This is a genomic window from Koromonas soli (genome assembly GCF_059726265.1).
On the sequence record NZ_AP040872.1, the window covers coordinates 102,299 to 122,296 of the forward strand.

Sequence of the window (19,998 nt, forward strand, 5' to 3'; positions counted from 1 at the left end):
CCGGAGTTGAGCACCAGAAGCTTTGCTTATCAGTTACGACACGCCGAAAGGTCAAAGCGGTCAAGGTTCATAACTTTGTTCCAAACGCCAGCGAAATCGTGAACGAACTTCTCGTGCGCGTCTGCGCTTCCGTAAACCTCGGCCAATGCTCGAAGTTGAGCATTGGAACCGAAGATCAGATCGGCACGCGTAGCTGTCCACTTAACTTCTCCGGTCTTGCGGTCGCGACCTTCGAAGACGTCCTGTGCGTCTGACTCTGCCTTCCACACCGTCCTCATATCCAGCAGATTGATGAAGAAATCATTGGTCAGAGCCTCTGGCCTATTCGTGAAAACACCATAGTTGGATTGTTCGAAGTTTGTGCCCAATACGCGCATACCGCCGATCAGCACCGTCATCTCAGGAGCATTCAAAGTGAGCAACTGCGCCTTATCCAGCAGAAGTGCCTCGACCGGAGCACTCTCCTTGCCACTGTTATAGGATCGGAATCCGTCCGCGGTTGGCTCAAGTACCGCGAATGATTGCGTATCGGTCTGCTCCTGCGTAGTATCGGTGCGACCCGGTGAGAATGGTACCTTCACATTGATTCCGGCATTTCTCGCTGCCTGCTCAACGCCTGAGCAACCGGCAAGAACGATAAGATCGGCCAGTGAAACCTTCTTGCCCCCAGGCTGTGAATTGTTGAAGTTCTGCTGAATATTCTCGAGCTTCGAGAGGACCTTCTGCAGTTGCTCCGGCCGATTAACCTCCCAATCCTTTTGCGGGGCAAGACGGATACGTGCGCCGTTTGCTCCGCCACGCTTGTCGGAGCCGCGGAAGGTCGATGCAGAGGCCCACGCGGTCGAAACCAGTTCCGACACTGTAAGCCCCGACGCCAGAATCTTCTCTTTCAGTGACGCCGCGTCTTGTTCATCTATTAGCACGTGGTCTACTGCGGGCACAGGATCCTGCCAGAGGAGTTCCTCTGCGGGAACCTCAGGGCCGAGATAACGTGACCGCGGTCCCATGTCGCGATGCGTCAACTTGAACCATGCACGCGCAAAAGCATCCGCAAACGCACCAGGGTTTTCGTAAAAGCGGCGTGAAATCTTTTCGTATGTGGGATCGAATCGCAAAGCGAGATCGGTCGTCAACATGCCTGGCTGGTGATGTTTTGACGGGTCATGAGCATCCGGGACCGTACCCGCGCCTGCGTCACCCTTCGGCTTCCACTGGTGTGCACCGCCCGGGCTCTTCGTAAGCTCCCACTCGTATTTGAAAAGGTGATCAAAGAAGCTGTTGCTCCACTTGGTAGGCGTGCGGGTCCACGTCACTTCCAGGCCGCTGGTGATAGCATCCCCCGCAATGCCAGTCAGGTAGGCACTGGACCAACCAAGACCTTGCTCCGTGATCTCGGTGCCCTCCGGCTCTCGCGCAACGTGACTGGCGGGACCAGCTCCGTGCGTCTTGCCGAAAGTGTGACCGCCTGCGATCAACGCTACGGTCTCTTCGTCATTCATGGCCATGCGAGCAAAGGTCTCGCGAATGTCTTTGGCAGCCGCAAGTGGGTCTGGATTGCCGTTGGGGCCTTCCGGATTGACATAGATCAATCCCATGGTCGTTGCGCCGAAAGGGCGGGCTAGCTCGCGTTCATCCCCGGCGGCATAGCGCTTGTCCACTCCCAACCAGGTCTCTTCAGCCCCCCAGTTGACGTCCATATCCGGTTCCCACACATCCGCTCGTCCACCCGCAAATCCAAACGTCTTAAACCCCATCGATTCCAGAGCAACGTTCCCGGCCAAAATCATCAAATCGGCCCACGAGATCTTCTTGCCATATTTCTGCTTAATCGGCCAAAGCAACCGGCGAGCTTTGTCGAGGTTCACGTTGTCGGGCCAGCTATTGAGAGGCGCGAAACGTTGTTGACCTCTTCCTCCGCCACCGCGACCGTCCGTGATCCGGTACGTACCTGCACTATGCCATGCCATGCGAATAAACAGGCCGCCGTAATGGCCGAAGTCAGCGGGCCACCAGTCCTGGGAGTCGGTCATCAGCGCTGTAAGGTCCTTCTTCAGTGCGGCATAGTCGAGACTCCCGAACTCTTCCGCATAATTGAACTCCTCGCCCATGGGGTTGGACAATGATGAGTGCTGGTGCAGCACATTCAAATTCAGCTGGTTCGGCCACCAGTCAGCATTCGTTCTGGGTCTGCTAGTTTCGTGGGGAAATGGGCATTTGGCTTCAGCGGACATCCACTCTCCTTCTGGTCGATCCTGATCAGCGGATACTCTCCAGAAAATCAGTCTTCATCGACTCGCCAATCTATCATCGTATGTACGTATAGTGCCAATACATACTTCCCATCTGATGTATAGTTTTTACCTATGGAATTGCAGCAGTTGCGCTATGTGCGTGCCATCGCGGATACGGGCAGCTTCAGTCGCGCCGCCGAGCGTTGCCAAGTCGCCCAACCATCTCTCTCGCAGCAAGTTCTCAAGCTCGAAGAAGAACTGGGCGCGAAACTTTTCGAACGTCTTGGACGCAGCACGCGCCTGACCGACGCAGGTCGTGCATTGATTCCGCACGCCCGCACGATTCTTGACGAAGTGGATGCGGCTCGATTGAGCGTCGCAAGTAACGACGCGAGCATGAAGAGGCCTGTGGTGATCGGCGTGATCCCAACCATCGCGCCCTATCTCATGCCGCGCTGCACTGCCGCATTTACGAAGAAATATCCAGACGTGAAGCTGCGCATCGTGGAAGAAACGACGCCAATTCTGGTGGAAGGCTTGCGGGACTTGTCGCTCGATTTTGCGATTCTGGCGCTGCCTCTGCGTCACAAAGACCTGGAGTTATTTACTATCCGCACGGAGCCACTATTCGCGGTGCTTCCCAAAAATCATCCACGCGCCGGTGCAGGGTCGCTCGCCCTCAAGGACCTCCGCAAAGAACCCTTTGTCCTGCTTCGCGATGGACATTGCTTTCGCGACCTTAGTCTGGCCATGTGCAAACGGGTTCGCATCAACCCGCAAATAGCATTCGAAAGCGGGCAGTTCAGTAGCCTCTTGGGAATGGTTGCGGCCGGCGTTGGCGTCTCGCTTGTTCCTGAAATGGCGATTGATCGGAATCCCGATTGCAAATACGTGCGCCTCAGCGATCCGAATGCCCGTCGTACATTGGTTGCCGCTGTCCTTCGCGGACGAACTCTGAACCGCATTCAGCAGGCGTTTTTGTCAGGGACACGCATCTGCGCACAATAGAAATTCCGGAGTCCCTGAGTGTGCCACAGCGCTGTCGTGATTGCGTGCCATGCAAGCGCCCGGTTCATCAATCTTTACTGGTGGAAGTTATTCCTTGAGTCCGTCCCATGACCAGCGGGGGATCTTGAGACCATTTGGAACATCATCGGCGGATTCGTGGTAACGCGACATTGTCGTCGTGGTTGCCCAGGCGAAATAGTCGTGCAGCACTTGTCGCAAAAGTTGGTTGTTGCCTAATCCGACGTCGTCCAGAGCCGAGTCGAAGCAGGCGATCGCACGGCGATTCATCTCGTCATGTTCGCCGTTCCCGCTATGCATCTTGACGACGGCGGTTTCGTCACCATAGCAATCGGAGTACGTGGTCGGGCCGCCGAGTGCCTCGGCCCAATACGCTGCGAGTCGCTCCACATGCTGAGGGTGGAACCCGTGGCTAAATGCATGGGCGACGACGTCATCGAGCATCACGCGTTTATGCCAGGCATTAGCCAGACGACGTAGACCCTCGATGCCACCCGCTTCCTCAAAGACAGTTTGCATCCAGTCATCATGAAACCCCCTGCGTCGCTTCGCAAGGGGTTGAGTGACCGATCCTTTCCTGATTGACTACCATTTCAGGCACACATGTTCAGAGTTACAGGACTTAGCCAGTGAATATTCGTCCATCAGCACTCGTGAACGACCTCCACTCGTCCATGCCGCGACGCGAGCTGAGAATCCTGCAAATTAGCCTATGCTGGGCAAATGAACTATTATGTTCCCCCACGGTGCAAACCGAATTCGCTCTGAACCTGAGTGCTTGGTTCTGGAGGGTTCATGATTCGAAGTTTCGCGGCTCTCGTGCTTTTTGTTATCTGCACGACCATCTGCCACGCCCAACCTTCTTTGCCCTCCAGTTTTGAAGCCAAGACCGTCCACAGCCCGGAAGCAGCCGACATCTTCGTGCGTTGGGGAGGCAAGGGGCCCGTAGTCGTGCTCATTCACGGCTACGCAGAGAACAGTGACTCGTGGGCTCCTCTGGCTGCAGATCTCATGAAGGACCACACCGTTGTGGTGCCGGATCTTCGCGGGATTGGGAAGTCGTCGAAGCCCGAGAGTGGATACGACAAAAAGACACAGGCCAAAGACATCCGCGCAGTCGTGACCGCGCTGGGATTTGACAAGACGTTCGTAGTCGCACATGACATCGGCAACATGGTGGCTTATGCCTACGCTGCAACCTATCCGGACAAGGTTGAACGCTTGGTGGTGATGGATGCTCCAATTCCGGGGATCGAGCCTTGGAAGGAAATTCTCCTGAACCCCGGAGTCTGGCACTTCAATTTCCATGGCCCCGACGCGGAACGGCTCGTAGCTGGGCGCGAACGCATCTACTTTGATCGAATTTGGAATGATTTCACGGCAGACCCCTCTAAACCCGACGATGCGACCCGAAACTTCTTCGCCGCTACTTATGCGCAACCAGGCGGGATGAGGGCTGGATTTGCCCAGTTCACGGCTTTCTCTCAGGACGCTAAAGACAACGAAGTTTTCGAGCGGGTGAAGCTGACAATGCCTGTTCTCGCCGTTGGCGGAGAGAAATCGTTCGGGCCGCTACAAGCGGTCATCATGCGGCACGTTGCGACCAATGTTCAAGAGGCGGTCGTATCTGGATCCGGTCATTGGTTGATGGAAGAGAAGCCAGCCGAAACAGTCACGCTCATCCGCAACTTTCTCAGCCCTGGCAAGTCGCTATGAGTAGGGCAGGCGCCACCTCGAACTTATTCGACGACATGCGCCCTGCCCGCAGATAAGAATCTGGCTTAAGATGCGACGACCTCGCGAGTGTGCGCCCGAGCAGTCTTGGGCAAGAGGCGCACGAGCAAATAGAACGCAACGACGTGCGTGATCATCAGCAAGGGTACATAGATGATCGGTATCGCATATGTTGCTCCTAACTCCCCTGATAGCTCGGGCAGACCGACCTTTATTCCGTGGTAATAATCGACCAGAATGTCGACTACCCCTACGAGATTGAAGGTGACCACCAACGGCCAGAAGAGCGGACGTATCCTCACCGTGAGAAGTGCTAATAGGGCCAGAACTCCTGTCGCTAAGTCGCCGTAGGCGGCGAAAGTAGCGAATCCCGCGGGTAGTTTGTGGCCTACAACGCCCGGAAGAATGAAGACGAGCCCGAAAAATCGAAAGCTGTGCAGGGTAGCGATGGTGCGTTGCGCAGCGACCGTATCCATTTCCTTGAGCCTGGGAAACACGTAAGCACCGAAGCAGAGCAGCCACGCGACGTAGCCAAGGACGAGATGCAGTTGGAAGATGATGGTGGGCGACATTCTGGCCTCCTGTCCCCGGATAAGATTATATTCATCATCCTATGGGTGCGAAATTTTCTTGACTCACCGGAAAGTTGAACTGCATAGAACGTGGGATGATCGCCAGCATCCTATAATGAGCTATGCGATACCAGCCCGAGCACAAAGCTGAAGTACATAAAAAGATTGTGATAGACGCCTCACGTCGCTTTCGAGCCAAGGGTTTAGCAACGGGCGGGGTGTCAGCAGTGATGCAAGATGTAGGTCTGACCCACGGAGGCTTTTATAAGCACTTCGGAAGCAAGGACGATCTGCTTATGGAATCGTTGAGTGAGGCTTTCCGAGAAATATCAGACCGGCTGTGTCAGGTTGGAGAACAGGTTGGAGAAGAGGCTCCACCGGGGACGGCGTGGAAGGCGATTGTAAACGCCTACCTGAGTTCGGAACACTGTGATCATGCAGATCGCGGATGTCCGTTGGCGGCGCTTGCGCCCGAGTTGGCACGTGCCGATAAAGTGATGAAGTCACGGATTCTAGGCGATCTGGTGAACTATAAGAGCCGAATCGTACGGTTTATGCCGGGCCGGCGAGCTGCTGAGAAGGAGCGTGCTTTCTTTGCCATTTTCTCAACCATGATTGGAGCGGTAGAAATCGCACGCATGCTGCCCGACCCTGCAATGCGCGAGAAAGTACTGAACAGTGCGAGAGACCTCCTTTTTCGCAGCTATTGAAAATGCGGGATTCGGACCTGCTTGTGGGTCGGAGGCAGCACAGCCGACTTTGGTTTATGCGATGACGTCGCTGCTATTGGGGCGAAGGGGGTAGGTAATCAGCAGATCGGATATCAAGGCCGGTTAACGTATATTGGCCTAAGAAGCGGACTGTCGCGATGGCGTCAATGGAAACGAGTACCCACGTTCCTTCCAGCTCCGCACATTGCAAAGTTATATGGATGTTCTTCAGCCAAAACGAGGGGCTCTTAGCGGGCACTCCTTCAATTCGACGAATATGGAATGTGCTCTCGTCTACCCAAATCTGCCCCAGCAAAAGATGTTTTTCTTTTCGCTTAGGAAAAATTCCCAGGACGTACTCAGGAGCTCCGTAGAAGTCTTGTCTCCGAAGAAACACGAAGTCATAGTTCTTGCGACTGATCTCTGCACCTTGCACCTTCTTGTCTGCCTCGGTTTCGCGATCTAAGATTTCGCGAACCATCTTTTCTCCGGATGATTGACCTTTCGCCTGAATGATTTTGTATGTTTTAAGGTCGGGCCGGACGAAATCAATCTGCGCCATAACTTCAGAAGTAGGTTCCTTCTCGTAGCCACGAAACACTTTGTATTGTCGCGTCACCTCGAACGGTCTGAAATTCGCAGAGCTCTGGTGCTCGACGTCTTCCATGCGTTGCAGAATCAGTTCCAGATCTAGAGGCTTGTTTTCATTGGTGGGCGGTTTCTGTGACCATGCGGTCAAGGAAGTCAGTAGCACTAGAGCCGATAGCCATAACTTTGATGTCCCTGTCCTCGGTGTCATTGCTTTGTGCTCTGAACGTGACATAGCGCAATTATTGTCCGGCAGTCTTTAATTCTTGAGAAGTAAAATTCCGCAGGATTGTCACTACCACAAGGTGGCATGGTTGCCGAAAGCAACCGCCACCCTCTGATCATCTGCCCATTCGTCACCGTTTTTAATTCAGATTATTCTTTTTTCGATTGTGCTATGGCCTGTGCTTTCGCTCCTCTCACTGCGTTCAGGAAGTTTGTGGCTGAAGCAGGTGACACCACTTTGCCCAGCAGTACGGCACGAGTCGTGACATTGCGCCCGTAGATGGCCCGCATGGAATCGTCATCCCGACGTATCGAGGCGCCGTTCAACGTCAGCCCTGCAAACGCACCCTTAGCACGAGAGTAGGTAAGGATCTCGGTCTCCAGCTTCCAATTGGTTTCGGCTGAAGCATGGCGTCCTACTGGTCCTGCTGCCGCTGAAGCATCGGCCCCAAGTTGGAATTTGCTCGCCAGCAGCTGCTGCATCCCTTTTTCATTCTGGATGATCATGACCAGGTCGACGCCTTCCAGACCGATTTGCAATCCCCAACTTCCCCCTGTGATAGAGAAGAATGCTGGTGCACTCCAGCCTTTGGCAGTTCGACATGTGGCCACACCCCTGCCGTTCTGTGCGCCAAACACGAAGCCGCCTTTGATCATGTGCGGTACCACGGCGACGCACTTCGCGTTCTCGAGCACCTCTTCTGGGATACCTTTGTCCGGTGCGCCCATGATTTCGTTCAACACTCTTCCCGCATTATCCATACGATCGGTCGAGGATTCGCGGTTCGTGTCTGCGAAGACCGGGCTCGCCAGACTAACAAGGGCAACTAACAACAAAAGATTCTTCAATGTTTGACCTCTTCTCCCCCCGCAGCATCTCTGTCGTGCATTTGCGGCGCGAGGTACTTTCTAAATTAGCCGGGCGGGAGCGTCCCGTCTGAGCAATAACGCTCACCAGTGGCGACCGACCCGTCTTGGAGCGCGCTGCAGAACAGTAGCCGCGAGATGTGTGTCAGCATTTCTCCATGCATCCAAACCCTAAGCGATAACAGTGAGGATTGGTTCACGCGCTCGATGGACAGAGTCCACTCAGCTTCTGTGGTGATCAAAGCCAGTTCTCAAGTTGGGAGATTCGTATGGCCACGAAAAGGCCCGTTGCCCTCAAACCCGGTATAGCCATGGCCGCAAGGAAAGATCCTGTTCAGCAGATCGCCTCTTCGCCTCCGACTGGAGGTGGTGACGGAATCGAGGTGTATGTTTTTCTTACAAAACTCTCTGCTGGAAAGACGAGGCGGGAATACGAAGCTGATGAAAACGTGTTTTCACAAGGCGACCCCGCAGATGCAGTGTTCTACATCCAGAGCGGCAAGGTGAAACTAACTGTTGTATCCCAGAGGGGCAAGGAAGCCGTGGTTGCCATCCTGCCGGAAGCGAGCTTCTTTGGAGAGGGTTGTTTAGCCGGCCAACCGCTAAGGATGGCGACAGCCAAGGCCGTGCAGAGTACAAGCGTCGTTCGGGTGACAAAGCAGGCAATGGTCACGCTCCTTCATCACGAACCGGAATTTGCGGAACGCTTTCTCGCCTACTTGCTTTCCCGGAACATTCGTATGGAGGCGGATCTGGTCGATCACCTCTTCAATTCCAGCGAAAAGCGTCTTGCGCGACTTCTCCTGCTCATGGCGAACTTTGGCCAGGAGTCAAAGCCAATACCGCTCATTGCAAAGATGAGTCAAGAAACCCTTGCTGAGATGATTGGTACCACTCGATCGCGAGTTAGTTTCTTCTTAAATCGCTTCAGGGAAATGGGCTTTATCGAGTACAACAGCGGCGGCATGCACGTTCACAGCTCACTCGTAAGCGTCGTGCTCCACGACTAGGTGGCCGGCACTCGCTGCGCCGCGCATGAATTGAACTATAGAAGGAAGCCCGTCTTTGGAGTAGGCTTATTGCAAAAGTGTGCAATAGTGCACAGTCGTCGAATTTGGTAGATGTCATTCTTTACAGGCTAGATCTCTCCTTTGTACGACCAGCGCGAGGAGGCGCATCGGCCATGACCAACGCCTCTAAATATCGAATTCTCGTTGTGGATGATGAACCCGGTATACGCAATAGCACAGCAACATTGCTCAAAGCGGCGGGATACGACGTCAGCACTGCGGAGCACGGCTTCGATGCTCTTTTGCAGCTCAGAGTGACTACCCCCGACATCATCATCTCCGATCTCAACATGCCGCAGATGTCAGGCTTCGAATTCCTCTCTGTGGTGCGCCGCCGCTTTCCCGCTATTCCAGTAATTGCGGTGAGCGGTGCGTACGACTCCGGCGATCTCGTCCCCGGCGGAGTGATCGCGGACGCATTCTATGCAAAAGGGCAGCACCATCCCGCCGATCTCCTGCGTACTGTCGCAGAATTGATTGAAACCTCTGCAGAGCGGGCGATGAACCATCACCGGCAATCGGCGCCAGTCTGGATACCGCGAAACGGAAAGGATTCCATGGGAGTGCCTTTCATCGTGCTGACCTGCACGGAATGTTTGCGATCCTTTCCGTTGAGCGTGCTGCACGAAGACGTGCAGGAGATTCAGCAAACGCCTTGTCTCTTCTGCAGCACCCCAGTCAGATATATCATCGATTTCTCTCGTTCTGTTTCTTCACCGAGGCACGTCGCAACGTCTGACGCATAACGATCAATTGCAGGCGAAGCCTTAATGAGAGACCTGGTTTGATTCTGCTCGATCGGTTCGCATTCAGGTCAATTTCTTCGGGGCAGTTTCAGCTTGGCAGCGCCCATCGTTTTCTGTTGTGAGCGAGATTGACCAGCGAGGTAAGCCTTCAGCGCGTAAGTTTGGTTAGAGTTCATATGTCTAACCGAACATCACGTGCGTTGTTTAGAAGCGTTGGTACGAAAGCGCCCGCTCAGGACTACCTGGCCCGACAGGATGTCTTTGCACAGGGCGATGAAGCTGACGCAATGTTCTACATTCAAACAGGCAACGTGAAACTTACAGTCGCCTCCAACAGTGGAAAGAAAGCTGTTATCGCCATCCTTCGGCGCGGCGACTTCTTTGGCGAGAACTGCTTAACGAGAAAATCTCTCAGGACATCCACCGCCACTGTGATTCACCCCTCCACCATCGCTCGTGTCAAGAGGATGACCATGGTTCGCCTCCTTCGGCAAGATCCCGCCGTTGCGGAGCTCTTCATTGCAAATCTCATGGCTCATATCGACCGGGTTGAAGAGGCGTTTGTGGACCAGATCTTCAGTTCGAGCGAAAGGCGCTTGGCCAGGGTCCTTTTGTTGCTGGCGGACTTTGGTCCGCAAACCACCTCGGAACTTCCTCTGTTGAAGGTGAGCCAGGAAACGCTGTCGGAAATGGTTGGCACCACGCGATCACGGGTAAGCCACTTCATGAACCGATTCCGGAGAATGGGGTTAATCGACTACAACGGTAGTGACCTCCGGGTGCGAAGATCGCTCGTCCACTTTCTTTCCAAGAATTAACAAAGCAGGTCACTTCCACCACAGCCAAATGGCGGAGAAGTGAAACGCCTCGGTGCGATGCGACCGATTGCTCGATTGCATGTGAGCTTTATTGCTCAGAACTCTTAAGTTGGAGTTGGTACCTTCATTGTAGAAAGAAGGGGTCATCAAGGTGAACCCCGTCCCATATATGAGGAATCCGCTCCGAACCCTACTTTACGAACTCTTTTTGCTGCCGCCTTTGAGGTTGTTGCAAAAAGCCTCGGATATACGCGAACGCTACACGAGTTTCTGGTCTACACGTGAGCAAGCGAAAGCAAACAGCCCGTTACTACGAAATGAAAGGTAGGCATGTCATGCAAAGCTATTGGGAAAAGGTGGGTGTGCTCGGTCCTATCTACGGATTGGTCGCTCAGGGGCTGAGTGACAGCGAAATAGCCAACAAGCTGAACTTTCGCGAAGTCACGGTTCATGGTTGCACTTCCTGGCTGTTGCACTTTCTTAACTGCGACACCCGGATGGACCTGGCTCTTTATGCGGCACCAGGTACATGGGGTTTAATTGCAGCATAAGGGAGACATTACGACAGCTATAACCTCGATCTCTGAACGGTGAGAACAGCACAGTTCGGGAACGGTGTCCGACCACTGGGGCCAGGAAAATCATGAAAAACATCTTCGTCGGCAATCTCGATTTCGGAACGACGGAGGATGAGGTGCGCACGCTATTCGAGCGTTACGGAACTGTCGAGACTGTCACCGTAGTCAAAGATCGCGACACCGGCCACTCACGACGTTTTGCATTTGTCGAGATGACAAGCGACAGCGACGCCGAAACCGCAATCAAGACTTTGAACGGAGCCCTGCTAGGCGGGCGGAAGTTAGATGTAAATGAAGCTCGCCCCAAGGGCAATCGAGATGATGGGAGTCGAGCACTTGAGCAGCGGCATCACGGTCGCGAGCCACTCGAGACACGAAAGCACCGGAAGCATCGATACTAACCAATGTGCTTCGGTAGAGTCAGGAAGGTGAAAAGCATGAAATCCATACGAGTTCCGCCGAAAGCCGGCAGCATGATGCTCAGTGAAAGCCTGTTGCTGCCAAAGCTGTTGGGGATGGAAACCGATTCCTACACGCCGCGGTGGAGGTCCGTTCAAGACCTCGACAGCTTCAGCCTGGGCCATAAGCTTACAACCATTGGATTGCACCTCTTCTTTGTGGTCGGCCAAGTCACAAGCGTCGCCTTCGGCTTTGGTGGAGAGAAGTCCCTACATAAAGCTGTGCAGCGAATCGGAACGAAAGTGACGGCGCTCGGCCTTAACTGCCTGGAATTGACAGGGGTTCGCAAGAAGGATTTTCTAGGCATTCCGTACTTCGCGATATCCGCGCACACATACCACATCCAGCACGGATATCAGCTGCATACTTTAGGAGAACGCCTCGCGCTTGCAGCCAAATAAGGTATGCCCTGGACGCCCCCATGTGTATCGAGCATCTTTCCGATTAGATCAACCTGCGTGAGCCGCTACACCTCGCCCTCCAAGACAAACGTAACTAACATATTTACTTTGTAGCCGACGATCTTGCCATTCTGCACCTGAACTTCCTGCTCTTTTATCCAGGCGCTCCTGAGTTCACGAAGGGTTTTCGATGCGCGTGCGATACCTTCTGAGACCGCATCCTCGAAGCTTTTCGTAGAAGTCGAGCTAATTTCAATTACGCGTGCTACAGACATAAGCCCCCCGTTGCTGTTCGCGTGTGAACGCTCTGTAAGCCGAACTTACGACAGGCCTCGCCCCAACGACGATGGAACGACTACTGCAAAGTGGCGGGGTTGCCGTTTTGACACCGACATAGGATGCAACCAAAGAGCGTTCGGGTGACCGCGATTTATGCGTTGGCGCACAACGCTGCCTGAAAGCTCCAATGCAACAGACCTCTGCTGGACTGCAACTATCGTTAGTGCATTGTCCATCTCGTTACGTAGGTAATTGGTTGTAGCGGCGATTCCTGTGTACTCTGAATCAATCCCAACCAGATATTTCACGGCACAGTATCTGCTAGTGCTTGCCCATGGGCGTGCAGGAGGATTCCACGTTTTCGGAAGCGAGATTTATTGAAGTCCAAAGATTTCTGCCCAGCACAGCTTGGCCATTAAGGATGATCAACGCAGACCACACCAAAAGTCCCAGTGCCAAAGCTTGATATCTTAGGTTCAACTCTCACTCAAGACAACTGCGAACAACGAGATTGCACGCGAGACTTTCTGTCTGCAACCGGACTAATTTATCGATGCCATCGGAGGCTATTCATGCGAGCTAAGCTGCTTGTGAAATTCATGTTACCAATGGTGGCAATTGTGGCCGTCGTCATGATCGTGGTGGGCAGCATCACGGATCACGTTTTGGGGGCGCAGGTTCGAGAGCGGGCTAATAATGAAGCTGTGGCCCAAGAAGATCAGCTTCTTGATACGCTCACTACAATTGACGCACTTAGCTCAGAGAATGTTCGCTCCTCAGTCAAGGTCCTGCTGCGGGAGGCTCAGCATTCGGGCGCGCCTGAGATCAAGGGAGCTGCCACAATCGACGGGCAAGCCGTGCCTGATCTGCGATTCGGCGACACCTCACAAATCGGCAACTATGCACTTGTGGATAAGATCAAGGAGCTTACCGGAAACACTGCGACTCTCTTCGTGCGGCGCGGGGAAGACTACGTTCGCGTTTCCACAAATGTGCTCAAGGGAGATGGATCGAGAGCCGTTGGCACGGTGCTTGATAGGCAGGGACATGCCTACGCCGCCCTCCAACAGCAGCGGCCGTTCTATGGTGTGGTCGATATTCTGGGTACGCCCTACATGACTGCATATGAACCTATGCGTGACAAATCCGGCCAGATCGTTGGCATCTGGTACGTCGGCGCTCCGCTCGGTACTATCGCAGACTTGGGCAAACATATAAGCTCGGCGAAGATACTGCAGCGTGGATATCTGGCGCTTGTGCATGAAAACGGAAAGGTGATTTTCAAGCCGGAGCAAGTGAGGGAAGAAGACGTACATGCCCGATTGAAAGCGGGCTCGGCTCTTGGGTGGACCGTGGTTTCGAAGCCATTCGAGAAATGGGGCTACACGTTGGTAGCCGCGTATCCGGAGTCGGACATACGCAGCCAGCTTCAGCAGTTGCGGTTGATGGTGGCATCCTGCGCGCTTGTGCTGGCGGGGCTAATTATTGCTGCTCTCTATTATTTGCTGAGCCATCTGGTTCTTGCGCCGCTCGCGCATGTTGTGAGCGTTTCTGAGAACATTGCCAGTGGTGATCTGCGCGACGAAGTCATCGTGCGCTCGGACGATGAGATGGGCCAGTTACAGACGTCCATGAAGAAGATGTCCGAGTCGCTCGCGCAGATGATCACTGAGGTCCGCATGGGAGCATCCGCATTGTCCTCGGCGTCCTCTCAAGTGTCTTCGTCAGCACAATCTATCTCGCAGGGGACGAGTGAGCAGGCTGCTTCCGTCGAAGAGACTACCGCTAGCCTTGAGCAGATGGGGGTGTCCATAAACCAAACCGCTGAGAACAGCCGCCGGATGGAGCAGATGGCTGTGAAAGGCGCGAAAGATGCCGAAGAGAGCAGCGGCGCTGTGCGCGAGACGGTTAGCGCAATGAAGACCATCGCTCAGAAAACCTCGGTTATCGAAGAGATCGCATACCAAACGAATCTCCTTGCGTTGAATGCAGCGATCGAAGCCGCTCGCGGAGGTGAACACGGCAAGGGCTTTGCGGTGGTTGCCAATGAAGTACGCAAGCTGGCGGAACGCAGTAAAGTATCGGCAAAAGAGATCAGCGAACTAGCAGAGTCCAGCGTGCGCGTGGCCGAGCAATCAGGCACGCTGCTGTCGGAACTAGTTCCTTCCATTCAGAAGACGGCAGAGCTTGTCCAGGAGGTTGCGGCGGCATCCCGCGAGCAGTCTGTAGGCGTTTCGCAGATCAACAAGGCGATGGGCCAGGTTGATCACGTTACACAACGAAACTCCTCAGCTTCAGAAGAACTTGCAGGAACTGCTGAGGAACTCGCTGCTCAGGCCGAAGCATTGCAGCAGATGATGGAAACCTTCAAGCTGAATGCATTCCAAGAACATTCGAACCCGAAGCACAAGAGCGCGACCGGTGACATAACGAGCAACTGGAAAAATGTGGTTTCGCCGCGCTCGGTGTTTATTTCTTCCACCCTTCGTTCAGCGGGAATTGAGCCAGGCGTCGTAAGCTCTCGCGATTAGCATCAAACTAGACAGACATGAAAGCTCAAAAGAACCGCCGCAAGAAAAGTAAGTCGCTGCCGTTGCTGATGACTGATCTCACGCTGGCCTCTTGGGAGGCTATCGCGCGTAGGATGCTCTTGATTTCCCAGAACAGATGCTCTCCCGCTGAATACCAACGCATGTTTAGCGAGAAAGCGTCGGCCGCGATGTCCTCTAGTTTCACAATGATGTCCAGTTTCGGTCAGGCATCGATAGCCTCTCTGATGGCTCCTTGGCTCAGCCGTGCAACCGCCAATGCCAAGCGGTTGCGAAAGAGGAAGTGATCGCGCGGGTCGCTGCAACCATACAGCATTGGAGAAGAATGAAAGAGAACAGTGCAAAAGTGCGTTGCTCGTGGGCTGACAGCGATTCACTATTGCGCGACTACCACGATAAGGAATGGGGCGTTCCCGAGTACGACAGTCGAGCACTCTGGGAACTGCTTATGCTCGAGTCTTTTCAGGCTGGCCTCTCCTGGCTCATCGTTCTGAAGAAGCGTGAGGCTCTTCGAACAGCATTCCGACATTTTGATCCAGTAAAGATCAATCGTTTTGGCGACGATGAGATTCAAAAGCTCTTGGACGATCCAGGCATAATTCGCTCCCGTGCGAAAATCTTGGCGACGATCAAGGGAGCACAGATATTTCTGGAGATGCAGAGGTCTGGCGAAGAGTTCGCGACCGTCATCTGGGAGATGGCGGGAGGCAAGCCGATACAGAATTCATCGCCGATGCCCACCCACCCTGTAGCCGAGTTGATGTCTAAGGAACTAAAGAGACGCGGATTCAAATTCGTTGGTCCGGTTATCGTCTATGCCTTCATGCAGGCGGCAGGAATCGTGAATGATCACAGCCACACCTGCTTCCGCTACAGCGAAGTGATGCGTTTGAAACACGGGAAACTGCATCCCTCCAAATGAGCGCAAGCCCGGCGAGTGCCCCTTCTGAGATCTTCCTGCCAAGATCAACGCTGCGCTTTCGACATGGAAAACGGGCGATCCTCCACTCCTGTGGCCCACGTCCTATTTGGGGTGTTCCTCATCACAAACCGCAATTCACCACCGGCCATGATCTCCTCATGCCGTATAAAGCTTCGGCGCAGCGGCCTACCATTGAGAGAGACGGCATCGATATAGACGTTGTGGTTGCTCAAATTCTCCGCCACAACTCTGAATTGCTTTCCGTTCGGCAACCGGAGTGTTGCTTGATCCACGAACGGACGTCCGATCACATATTCATTTGAGCCGGGTGAAACCGGGTAGAAGCCCAGGGATGTGAATAGCAGCCATGCTGACATCTGTCCCAGATCATCATTCCCAGCCAATCCATCCGGGCCCGGTCTGTATTGAGTCTCTACGATCTGTTTGAGTCGTTCCTGTGTTCTCCATGGCTGCCCAGCGAAGTCGTACAGATAGGCAAGGTGATGACTCGGTTCGTTCCCGTGAACATACTGACCGATCATCCCAGCAATGTCCTCGACCTCTGCGTACTGACGAGGATCGACCTTTGCGTCAAACATGGCGTCTAACTTCGCCACGAGCTGCTGGTCACCGCCGAGAAGTTGTATCAGCCCCAGTTGGTCCTGCGGCTCAAACCAGGAATACTGCCACGCATTGCCTTCGGTGAACCCGCTATCAACGCCGGCCCGAGCAGGATCAAATGGCTCGCGGAATGAACCGTCCGCTTTCCTGGGACGCACGAAGCCAGAGTTCGCATCGAAAACGTTTTTCCAATTCGACGCACGTTTCTCGAACACGTCGGCTATGTCGTTCCGTCCCATTTCCCGTGCCATGCGTGCGATCGTCCAATCGTCAAACGCATATTCGACGGTCTTGGATGCGGCCTCGCTGTCGATTTCGATGGGAACAAATCCTAGCTTCATGTATTCGCGCAGATGGCCATATTCAGGGTACGTAGCGCTGGCGACCATCGCACGGAGTGCCTGATCTGCGTCGAATCCGCGAATCCCTTTCATATATGCATCCGCTATCTCGGGCACTGCGTGATAGCCGATCATGCACCACGTCTCCTGCCCTTGAAATTGCCAAACGGGAAGAATGCCGAAAGGACTTTCCTTCTGTGAGTCCAGCAATGAGCGAACAATATCGACTGTTCTGCTTTCCGGCTGGAGCAGCGTTAGCAATGGCTGTTCCGCACGAAATGTGTCCCAGAGCGAAAAGGTGGAGACGAAGTCGAACCCTGCAGCCTTGTGAACCTGATTGTCCGGGCCGCGATAACTGCCATCAACATCCATCGAGAGACTTGGAGCCATCAGCGCGTGATACAGAGCGGTGTAGAGATTCTTTCTTGTCACCGCATCGGCCCGTATGTCCACCACATTGAGTGCCTGCTGCCATGCATCGCGAGCACGCTCGCGCACCGCATCGAAGTCGAAATCTGGAACCTCGGCGTTCAGGTTAGCGATGGCGTTTTCTTCGCTTACGGGAGAGATCGCAACCTTCACAACAAGTGGAGTATCGATCGCGCCAAACTGGAATACCCCTATCAGCCCTCGGCCTGCGATCGCCCCGGCATCGCTGGGCGATGTCGCCGGAGGTTTGAAGCCCTTGTACTCCACTGGTTCGGGTTCCCGATTGTAGAACTGGTGTCCCGTGAGTGGACGTGAAAATCTCATCGCGAAGTACAACTGTCGCGCTGGTACCCATCCGCGAGTCTGCCGCATTCCGGTGATGGTGCCATCTTCGCGGATGCGAAGGCTCGCCCACATCACTTTGCCCGAATAGTTGTAAATGGATGAGCGGAGGTCGATCAGCAGGGAAGTAGGAGCATTCGCGGGAAACGTATAACGATGAACGCCCGCACGCGGAGTCGCTGTGAGTTCTGCCCGCACGCTGTAGTCGTCAAGCGTTACTGCGTAGTAGCCAGGCTCAGCCTTTTCCGTCTCGTGACGAAAACGCGCTCGGTATCCCGACAAGGGAACGTTGATTTCTCCAGGCTCCAAGCGCACTTGCCCAGAGATCGGCTGCACCAGAAAGTCTCCGAGATCGGAATGTCCAGTGCCGGAGAAATGCGTGTGCGAAAAGCCGAGTATGGTCGTGTCCTCGTATCGGTATCCCGCCGCCCACTTATAACTCTGCTTGAATGGCAGAATCTGTGTATCCGGGCTGAGCTGTACCATCCCGAAGGGAACCACCGCTCCGGGAAATGTGTGGCCATCCGGACCAGTGCCAATAAGGGGATCGACAGCATCGAAGCCGCTTGTAGGCGCCGCTGCTTGCGCCATTACGAGTGATGAAAGTCCAGTGATGAAAAGAGTCGAAAAAATAATGAATGCCACACCACGAAGACGTGCAATTCGCAAGTGTCCTCTCCTCTTCCGCGTACGTCGAAGCCAAGATAAGTCGATCCATCTGACGCTCTTCATTCGTTTCCGAAGAGATCATTTTTCCGGGAGCCTATTTTTCTTCTGTTCCAGCATCTTCAGAACGGCGGAGTCCACCAGGTACTCAACATGCATTCCGCACGATGGACATTCCGCATGATGAACTTCCGTTCCCGTAGAGCTATCATCGACGGGGAATGAGCGGAGACAATCGGGACAAACTGCCACAACGTAGCCAGCATCCCGGCGAGGAATCCAGAGCGGGGCTTTGTCGCATTTCGGCGCGTGAGGTCGAATCGGAGAGTCGGCAATGAGTCGGTGCATTGTCTCGAAGAGTTGCTGCGGCGTGTAGCCGCCTTTCTGGAAAAATACGTCCATCAACAAACCCGGCGGCATCCCCGCCGTGACGTACTCTCCACTTATGGCAATGATCGGGATGTGCGGGAACCTTCTCCGAACAACGGACAGAAACTCGAATCCAGACATATTGGGCATGCGCAGGTCGGAGATGATGATGTCCGGCGGCGTCTGTCGAAGCGCCACGAGTGCAGCGAATCCGTCCTGAGCGGTACGCACAGCGAAGCCCTCCCCTTCAAGGATGGCGGACATCGTTGTAAGGATGATAGGTTCGTCGTCCACTACGAGAACCCGCGTCTGGAAGTCTCGACCGTCCATTGTTCCCCCATGCCACAGCAATATCGAACACCCAATCTTATGCGCCACCCACTAGAACCACCAACATTACATCTCAAAGCAGACGCCGCGAAGGCGGAGTGAACACCACAAGCCAGCGCGCAATTAGTCGGAATAAGCCCTCAAGTGCTGGCGACTCAACCCCAGCTAGCGTGACGACTGATTCTGTGTGAGGCTATCTTGCCTGCGAAGCCGTCTCAAGGTCATTGATTGCATCAGCCAGGGCAACCAGCCGCCTTGCACCTTCGACGTGGAGGTTCTCTATAAGCCTGCCATCCACAAGAACGACTCCTTTGCCGGTCAGCGAGGCGTCAGCGTGGGCTGCTATTACCTTGCGCGACCAAGCAACGTCTTCCGGCGAAGGGGCGAAGGCCTCGTTTGCTGTTGCGATTGTCTTCGGGTGGATAAGCGTCTTGCCGTCGAAGCCGAGTTCCTTGCCCTGCGCACACGAATATCCAAAACCTTCATCATCCGCGAGGTTGAGATGCACGCCGTCGATGATCGCGAGCCCAAAGGCTCGTGCGGCAAGCAGGCAGAGTTCGAGGCTCATCATCATTGGTAAGCGCTCGCGCGTGTGTGCAGCGTGAAGGTCGTTGGTGAGATCGGACGTACCCATCACCAGACACGCAACATGTGCGGAGCTTGCTGCAATCTCTTCAGCGTGGAGAATGCCGAGCGGAGTTTCCATCATGCACCAGATGGACAGCGACGCGGGCGTGGCAGCAAGAAGTTCTTCGACCTCCCTCACCATCTTTGCACTTTCAACTTTTGGGATGAGGATCGCGTCTGCTGCAGACTCGGACACCATCTTGAGATCTTCGACGCCCCATGGTGTATCGAGCCCGTTGATGCGCACGATCAGCTCGCGTCTCCCATATCCACCCTGCTTCATGGCCGCAGCCACCTGTTCGCGCCCCGCCACCTTTTCCTTCGGCGCTACCGCGTCTTCAAGATCAAAGATTAAGCCGTCGGCAGCTAAAGCGCGGGCTTTTTCCAGAGCCCGGGCGTTCGATCCGGGGATGTAAAGCACGCTGCGACGTGGCCGCACAGTAGTTCTCAAGTTCTTGTGCATAGTGCTCTCCATTATTCGCCATTCGCGGGTTTTTG

Annotated in this window: 20 protein-coding genes; 11 read left to right on the top strand and 9 right to left on the bottom strand. The window is 54.4% G+C overall.

Annotated elements, in window-relative coordinates; translation table 11 throughout:
- Window positions 1–29 precede the first annotated feature (29 nt).
- On the bottom strand, window positions 30–2,231 hold the full coding sequence (katG, locus tag AC6IY8_RS00435; RefSeq protein WP_497776594.1) for a catalase/peroxidase HPI: 2,202 nt from the start codon (window positions 2,229–2,231) through the stop codon (window positions 30–32).
- Window positions 2,232–2,363: 132 nt separating this feature from the next.
- Between katG and AC6IY8_RS00440 the strand changes: the two genes are divergently transcribed.
- On the top strand, window positions 2,364–3,239 hold the full coding sequence (locus AC6IY8_RS00440; RefSeq protein ID WP_497776595.1) for a LysR family transcriptional regulator: 876 nt from the start codon (window positions 2,364–2,366) through the stop codon (window positions 3,237–3,239).
- Between the two features lie 87 nt (window positions 3,240–3,326).
- On the opposite strand, the gene AC6IY8_RS00445 is transcribed toward AC6IY8_RS00440, so the two are convergent.
- A complete protein-coding gene (locus AC6IY8_RS00445) occupies window positions 3,327–3,776 on the bottom strand; it encodes a group II truncated hemoglobin (protein ID WP_497776597.1) in 450 nt (149 codons plus the stop codon).
- A gap of 276 nt (window positions 3,777–4,052) precedes the next feature.
- Here AC6IY8_RS00445 and AC6IY8_RS00450 point away from each other — a divergent pair, with 276 nt between their 5' ends.
- A complete protein-coding gene (locus tag AC6IY8_RS00450; RefSeq protein WP_497776599.1) occupies window positions 4,053–4,973 on the top strand; it encodes an alpha/beta fold hydrolase in 921 nt (306 codons plus the stop codon).
- Window positions 4,974–5,038: 65 nt separating this feature from the next.
- Here the strand turns inward: AC6IY8_RS00450 and AC6IY8_RS00455 are convergent, their stop codons facing one another.
- The gene (locus AC6IY8_RS00455) at window positions 5,039–5,563 is read right to left on the bottom strand and encodes a DUF8737 domain-containing protein (protein ID WP_497776602.1); all 525 of its coding nucleotides are present in this window, start codon (window positions 5,561–5,563) and stop codon (window positions 5,039–5,041) included.
- Window positions 5,564–5,685: 122 nt separating this feature from the next.
- Between AC6IY8_RS00455 and AC6IY8_RS00460 the strand changes: the two genes are divergently transcribed.
- Window positions 5,686–6,273 carry a TetR/AcrR family transcriptional regulator gene (locus tag AC6IY8_RS00460; RefSeq protein ID WP_497776603.1) on the top strand — a complete coding sequence of 196 codons (588 nt, stop codon included), beginning with the start codon at window positions 5,686–5,688 and terminating at the stop codon, window positions 6,271–6,273.
- A gap of 73 nt (window positions 6,274–6,346) precedes the next feature.
- Here the strand turns inward: AC6IY8_RS00460 and AC6IY8_RS00465 are convergent, their stop codons facing one another.
- Together AC6IY8_RS00465 and AC6IY8_RS00470 are read right to left on the bottom strand one after the other, a co-directional pair.
- On the bottom strand, window positions 6,347–6,940 hold the full coding sequence (locus AC6IY8_RS00465) for a hypothetical protein (protein WP_497776604.1): 594 nt from the start codon (window positions 6,938–6,940) through the stop codon (window positions 6,347–6,349).
- A gap of 296 nt (window positions 6,941–7,236) precedes the next feature.
- Entirely contained in the window at window positions 7,237–7,935 is a 699-nt protein-coding gene (locus tag AC6IY8_RS00470; RefSeq protein WP_497776605.1) for a lipid-binding SYLF domain-containing protein, read from the bottom strand.
- Window positions 7,936–8,222: 287 nt separating this feature from the next.
- Between AC6IY8_RS00470 and AC6IY8_RS00475 the strand changes: the two genes are divergently transcribed.
- The 6 genes from AC6IY8_RS00475 to AC6IY8_RS00500 all read left to right on the top strand — a co-directional run bounded on the left by AC6IY8_RS00475 (window position 8,223) and on the right by AC6IY8_RS00500 (window position 12,025).
- A complete protein-coding gene (locus AC6IY8_RS00475; RefSeq protein WP_497776606.1) occupies window positions 8,223–8,963 on the top strand; it encodes a Crp/Fnr family transcriptional regulator in 741 nt (246 codons plus the stop codon).
- A 173-nt stretch (window positions 8,964–9,136) separates the two neighbouring features.
- Window positions 9,137–9,769: a response regulator gene (locus AC6IY8_RS00480; RefSeq protein ID WP_497776608.1), complete on the top strand. Its 633-nt coding sequence runs from the start codon at window positions 9,137–9,139 to the stop codon at window positions 9,767–9,769.
- 176 nt (window positions 9,770–9,945) lie between these two features.
- Window positions 9,946–10,587, top strand: a complete 642-nt coding sequence (locus AC6IY8_RS00485) for a Crp/Fnr family transcriptional regulator (RefSeq protein ID WP_497776610.1) — start codon at window positions 9,946–9,948, stop codon at window positions 10,585–10,587.
- Window positions 10,588–10,868: 281 nt separating this feature from the next.
- Entirely contained in the window at window positions 10,869–11,138 is a 270-nt protein-coding gene (locus AC6IY8_RS00490; RefSeq protein WP_497776611.1) for a helix-turn-helix domain-containing protein, read from the top strand.
- 92 nt (window positions 11,139–11,230) lie between these two features.
- Window positions 11,231–11,566 (top strand): RNA-binding regulator, encoded by a 336-nt coding sequence (gene rbp / locus AC6IY8_RS00495; RefSeq protein ID WP_497776613.1) that lies wholly within the window; start codon window positions 11,231–11,233, stop codon window positions 11,564–11,566.
- 36 nt (window positions 11,567–11,602) lie between these two features.
- On the top strand, window positions 11,603–12,025 hold the full coding sequence (locus AC6IY8_RS00500; RefSeq protein ID WP_497776614.1) for a hypothetical protein: 423 nt from the start codon (window positions 11,603–11,605) through the stop codon (window positions 12,023–12,025).
- A 65-nt stretch (window positions 12,026–12,090) separates the two neighbouring features.
- On the opposite strand, the gene AC6IY8_RS00505 is transcribed toward AC6IY8_RS00500, so the two are convergent.
- Complete coding sequence (locus tag AC6IY8_RS00505; RefSeq protein ID WP_497776615.1) at window positions 12,091–12,300, bottom strand: dodecin family protein; 210 nt, start codon at window positions 12,298–12,300, stop codon at window positions 12,091–12,093.
- Between the two features lie 576 nt (window positions 12,301–12,876).
- Here AC6IY8_RS00505 and AC6IY8_RS00510 point away from each other — a divergent pair.
- Window positions 12,877–14,835: a methyl-accepting chemotaxis protein gene (locus tag AC6IY8_RS00510; RefSeq protein WP_497776617.1), complete on the top strand. Its 1,959-nt coding sequence runs from the start codon at window positions 12,877–12,879 to the stop codon at window positions 14,833–14,835.
- 343 nt (window positions 14,836–15,178) lie between these two features.
- Window positions 15,179–15,775 (top strand): DNA-3-methyladenine glycosylase I, encoded by a 597-nt coding sequence (locus tag AC6IY8_RS00515; protein WP_497776618.1) that lies wholly within the window; start codon window positions 15,179–15,181, stop codon window positions 15,773–15,775.
- A gap of 44 nt (window positions 15,776–15,819) precedes the next feature.
- Here the strand turns inward: AC6IY8_RS00515 and AC6IY8_RS00520 are convergent, their stop codons facing one another.
- From AC6IY8_RS00520 to AC6IY8_RS00530, 3 genes are all read right to left on the bottom strand, one after another.
- The gene (locus AC6IY8_RS00520; protein WP_497776619.1) at window positions 15,820–18,177 is read right to left on the bottom strand and encodes a GH92 family glycosyl hydrolase; all 2,358 of its coding nucleotides are present in this window, start codon (window positions 18,175–18,177) and stop codon (window positions 15,820–15,822) included.
- Between the two features lie 78 nt (window positions 18,178–18,255).
- Window positions 18,256–18,873, bottom strand: coding sequence for a response regulator (locus AC6IY8_RS00525; RefSeq protein WP_497776620.1), 618 nt, complete (start codon window positions 18,871–18,873; stop codon window positions 18,256–18,258).
- Between the two features lie 193 nt (window positions 18,874–19,066).
- Window positions 19,067–19,963 carry an HpcH/HpaI aldolase/citrate lyase family protein gene (locus tag AC6IY8_RS00530; RefSeq protein ID WP_497776622.1) on the bottom strand — a complete coding sequence of 299 codons (897 nt, stop codon included), beginning with the start codon at window positions 19,961–19,963 and terminating at the stop codon, window positions 19,067–19,069.
- Between the last annotated feature and the right edge of the window lie 35 nt (window positions 19,964–19,998).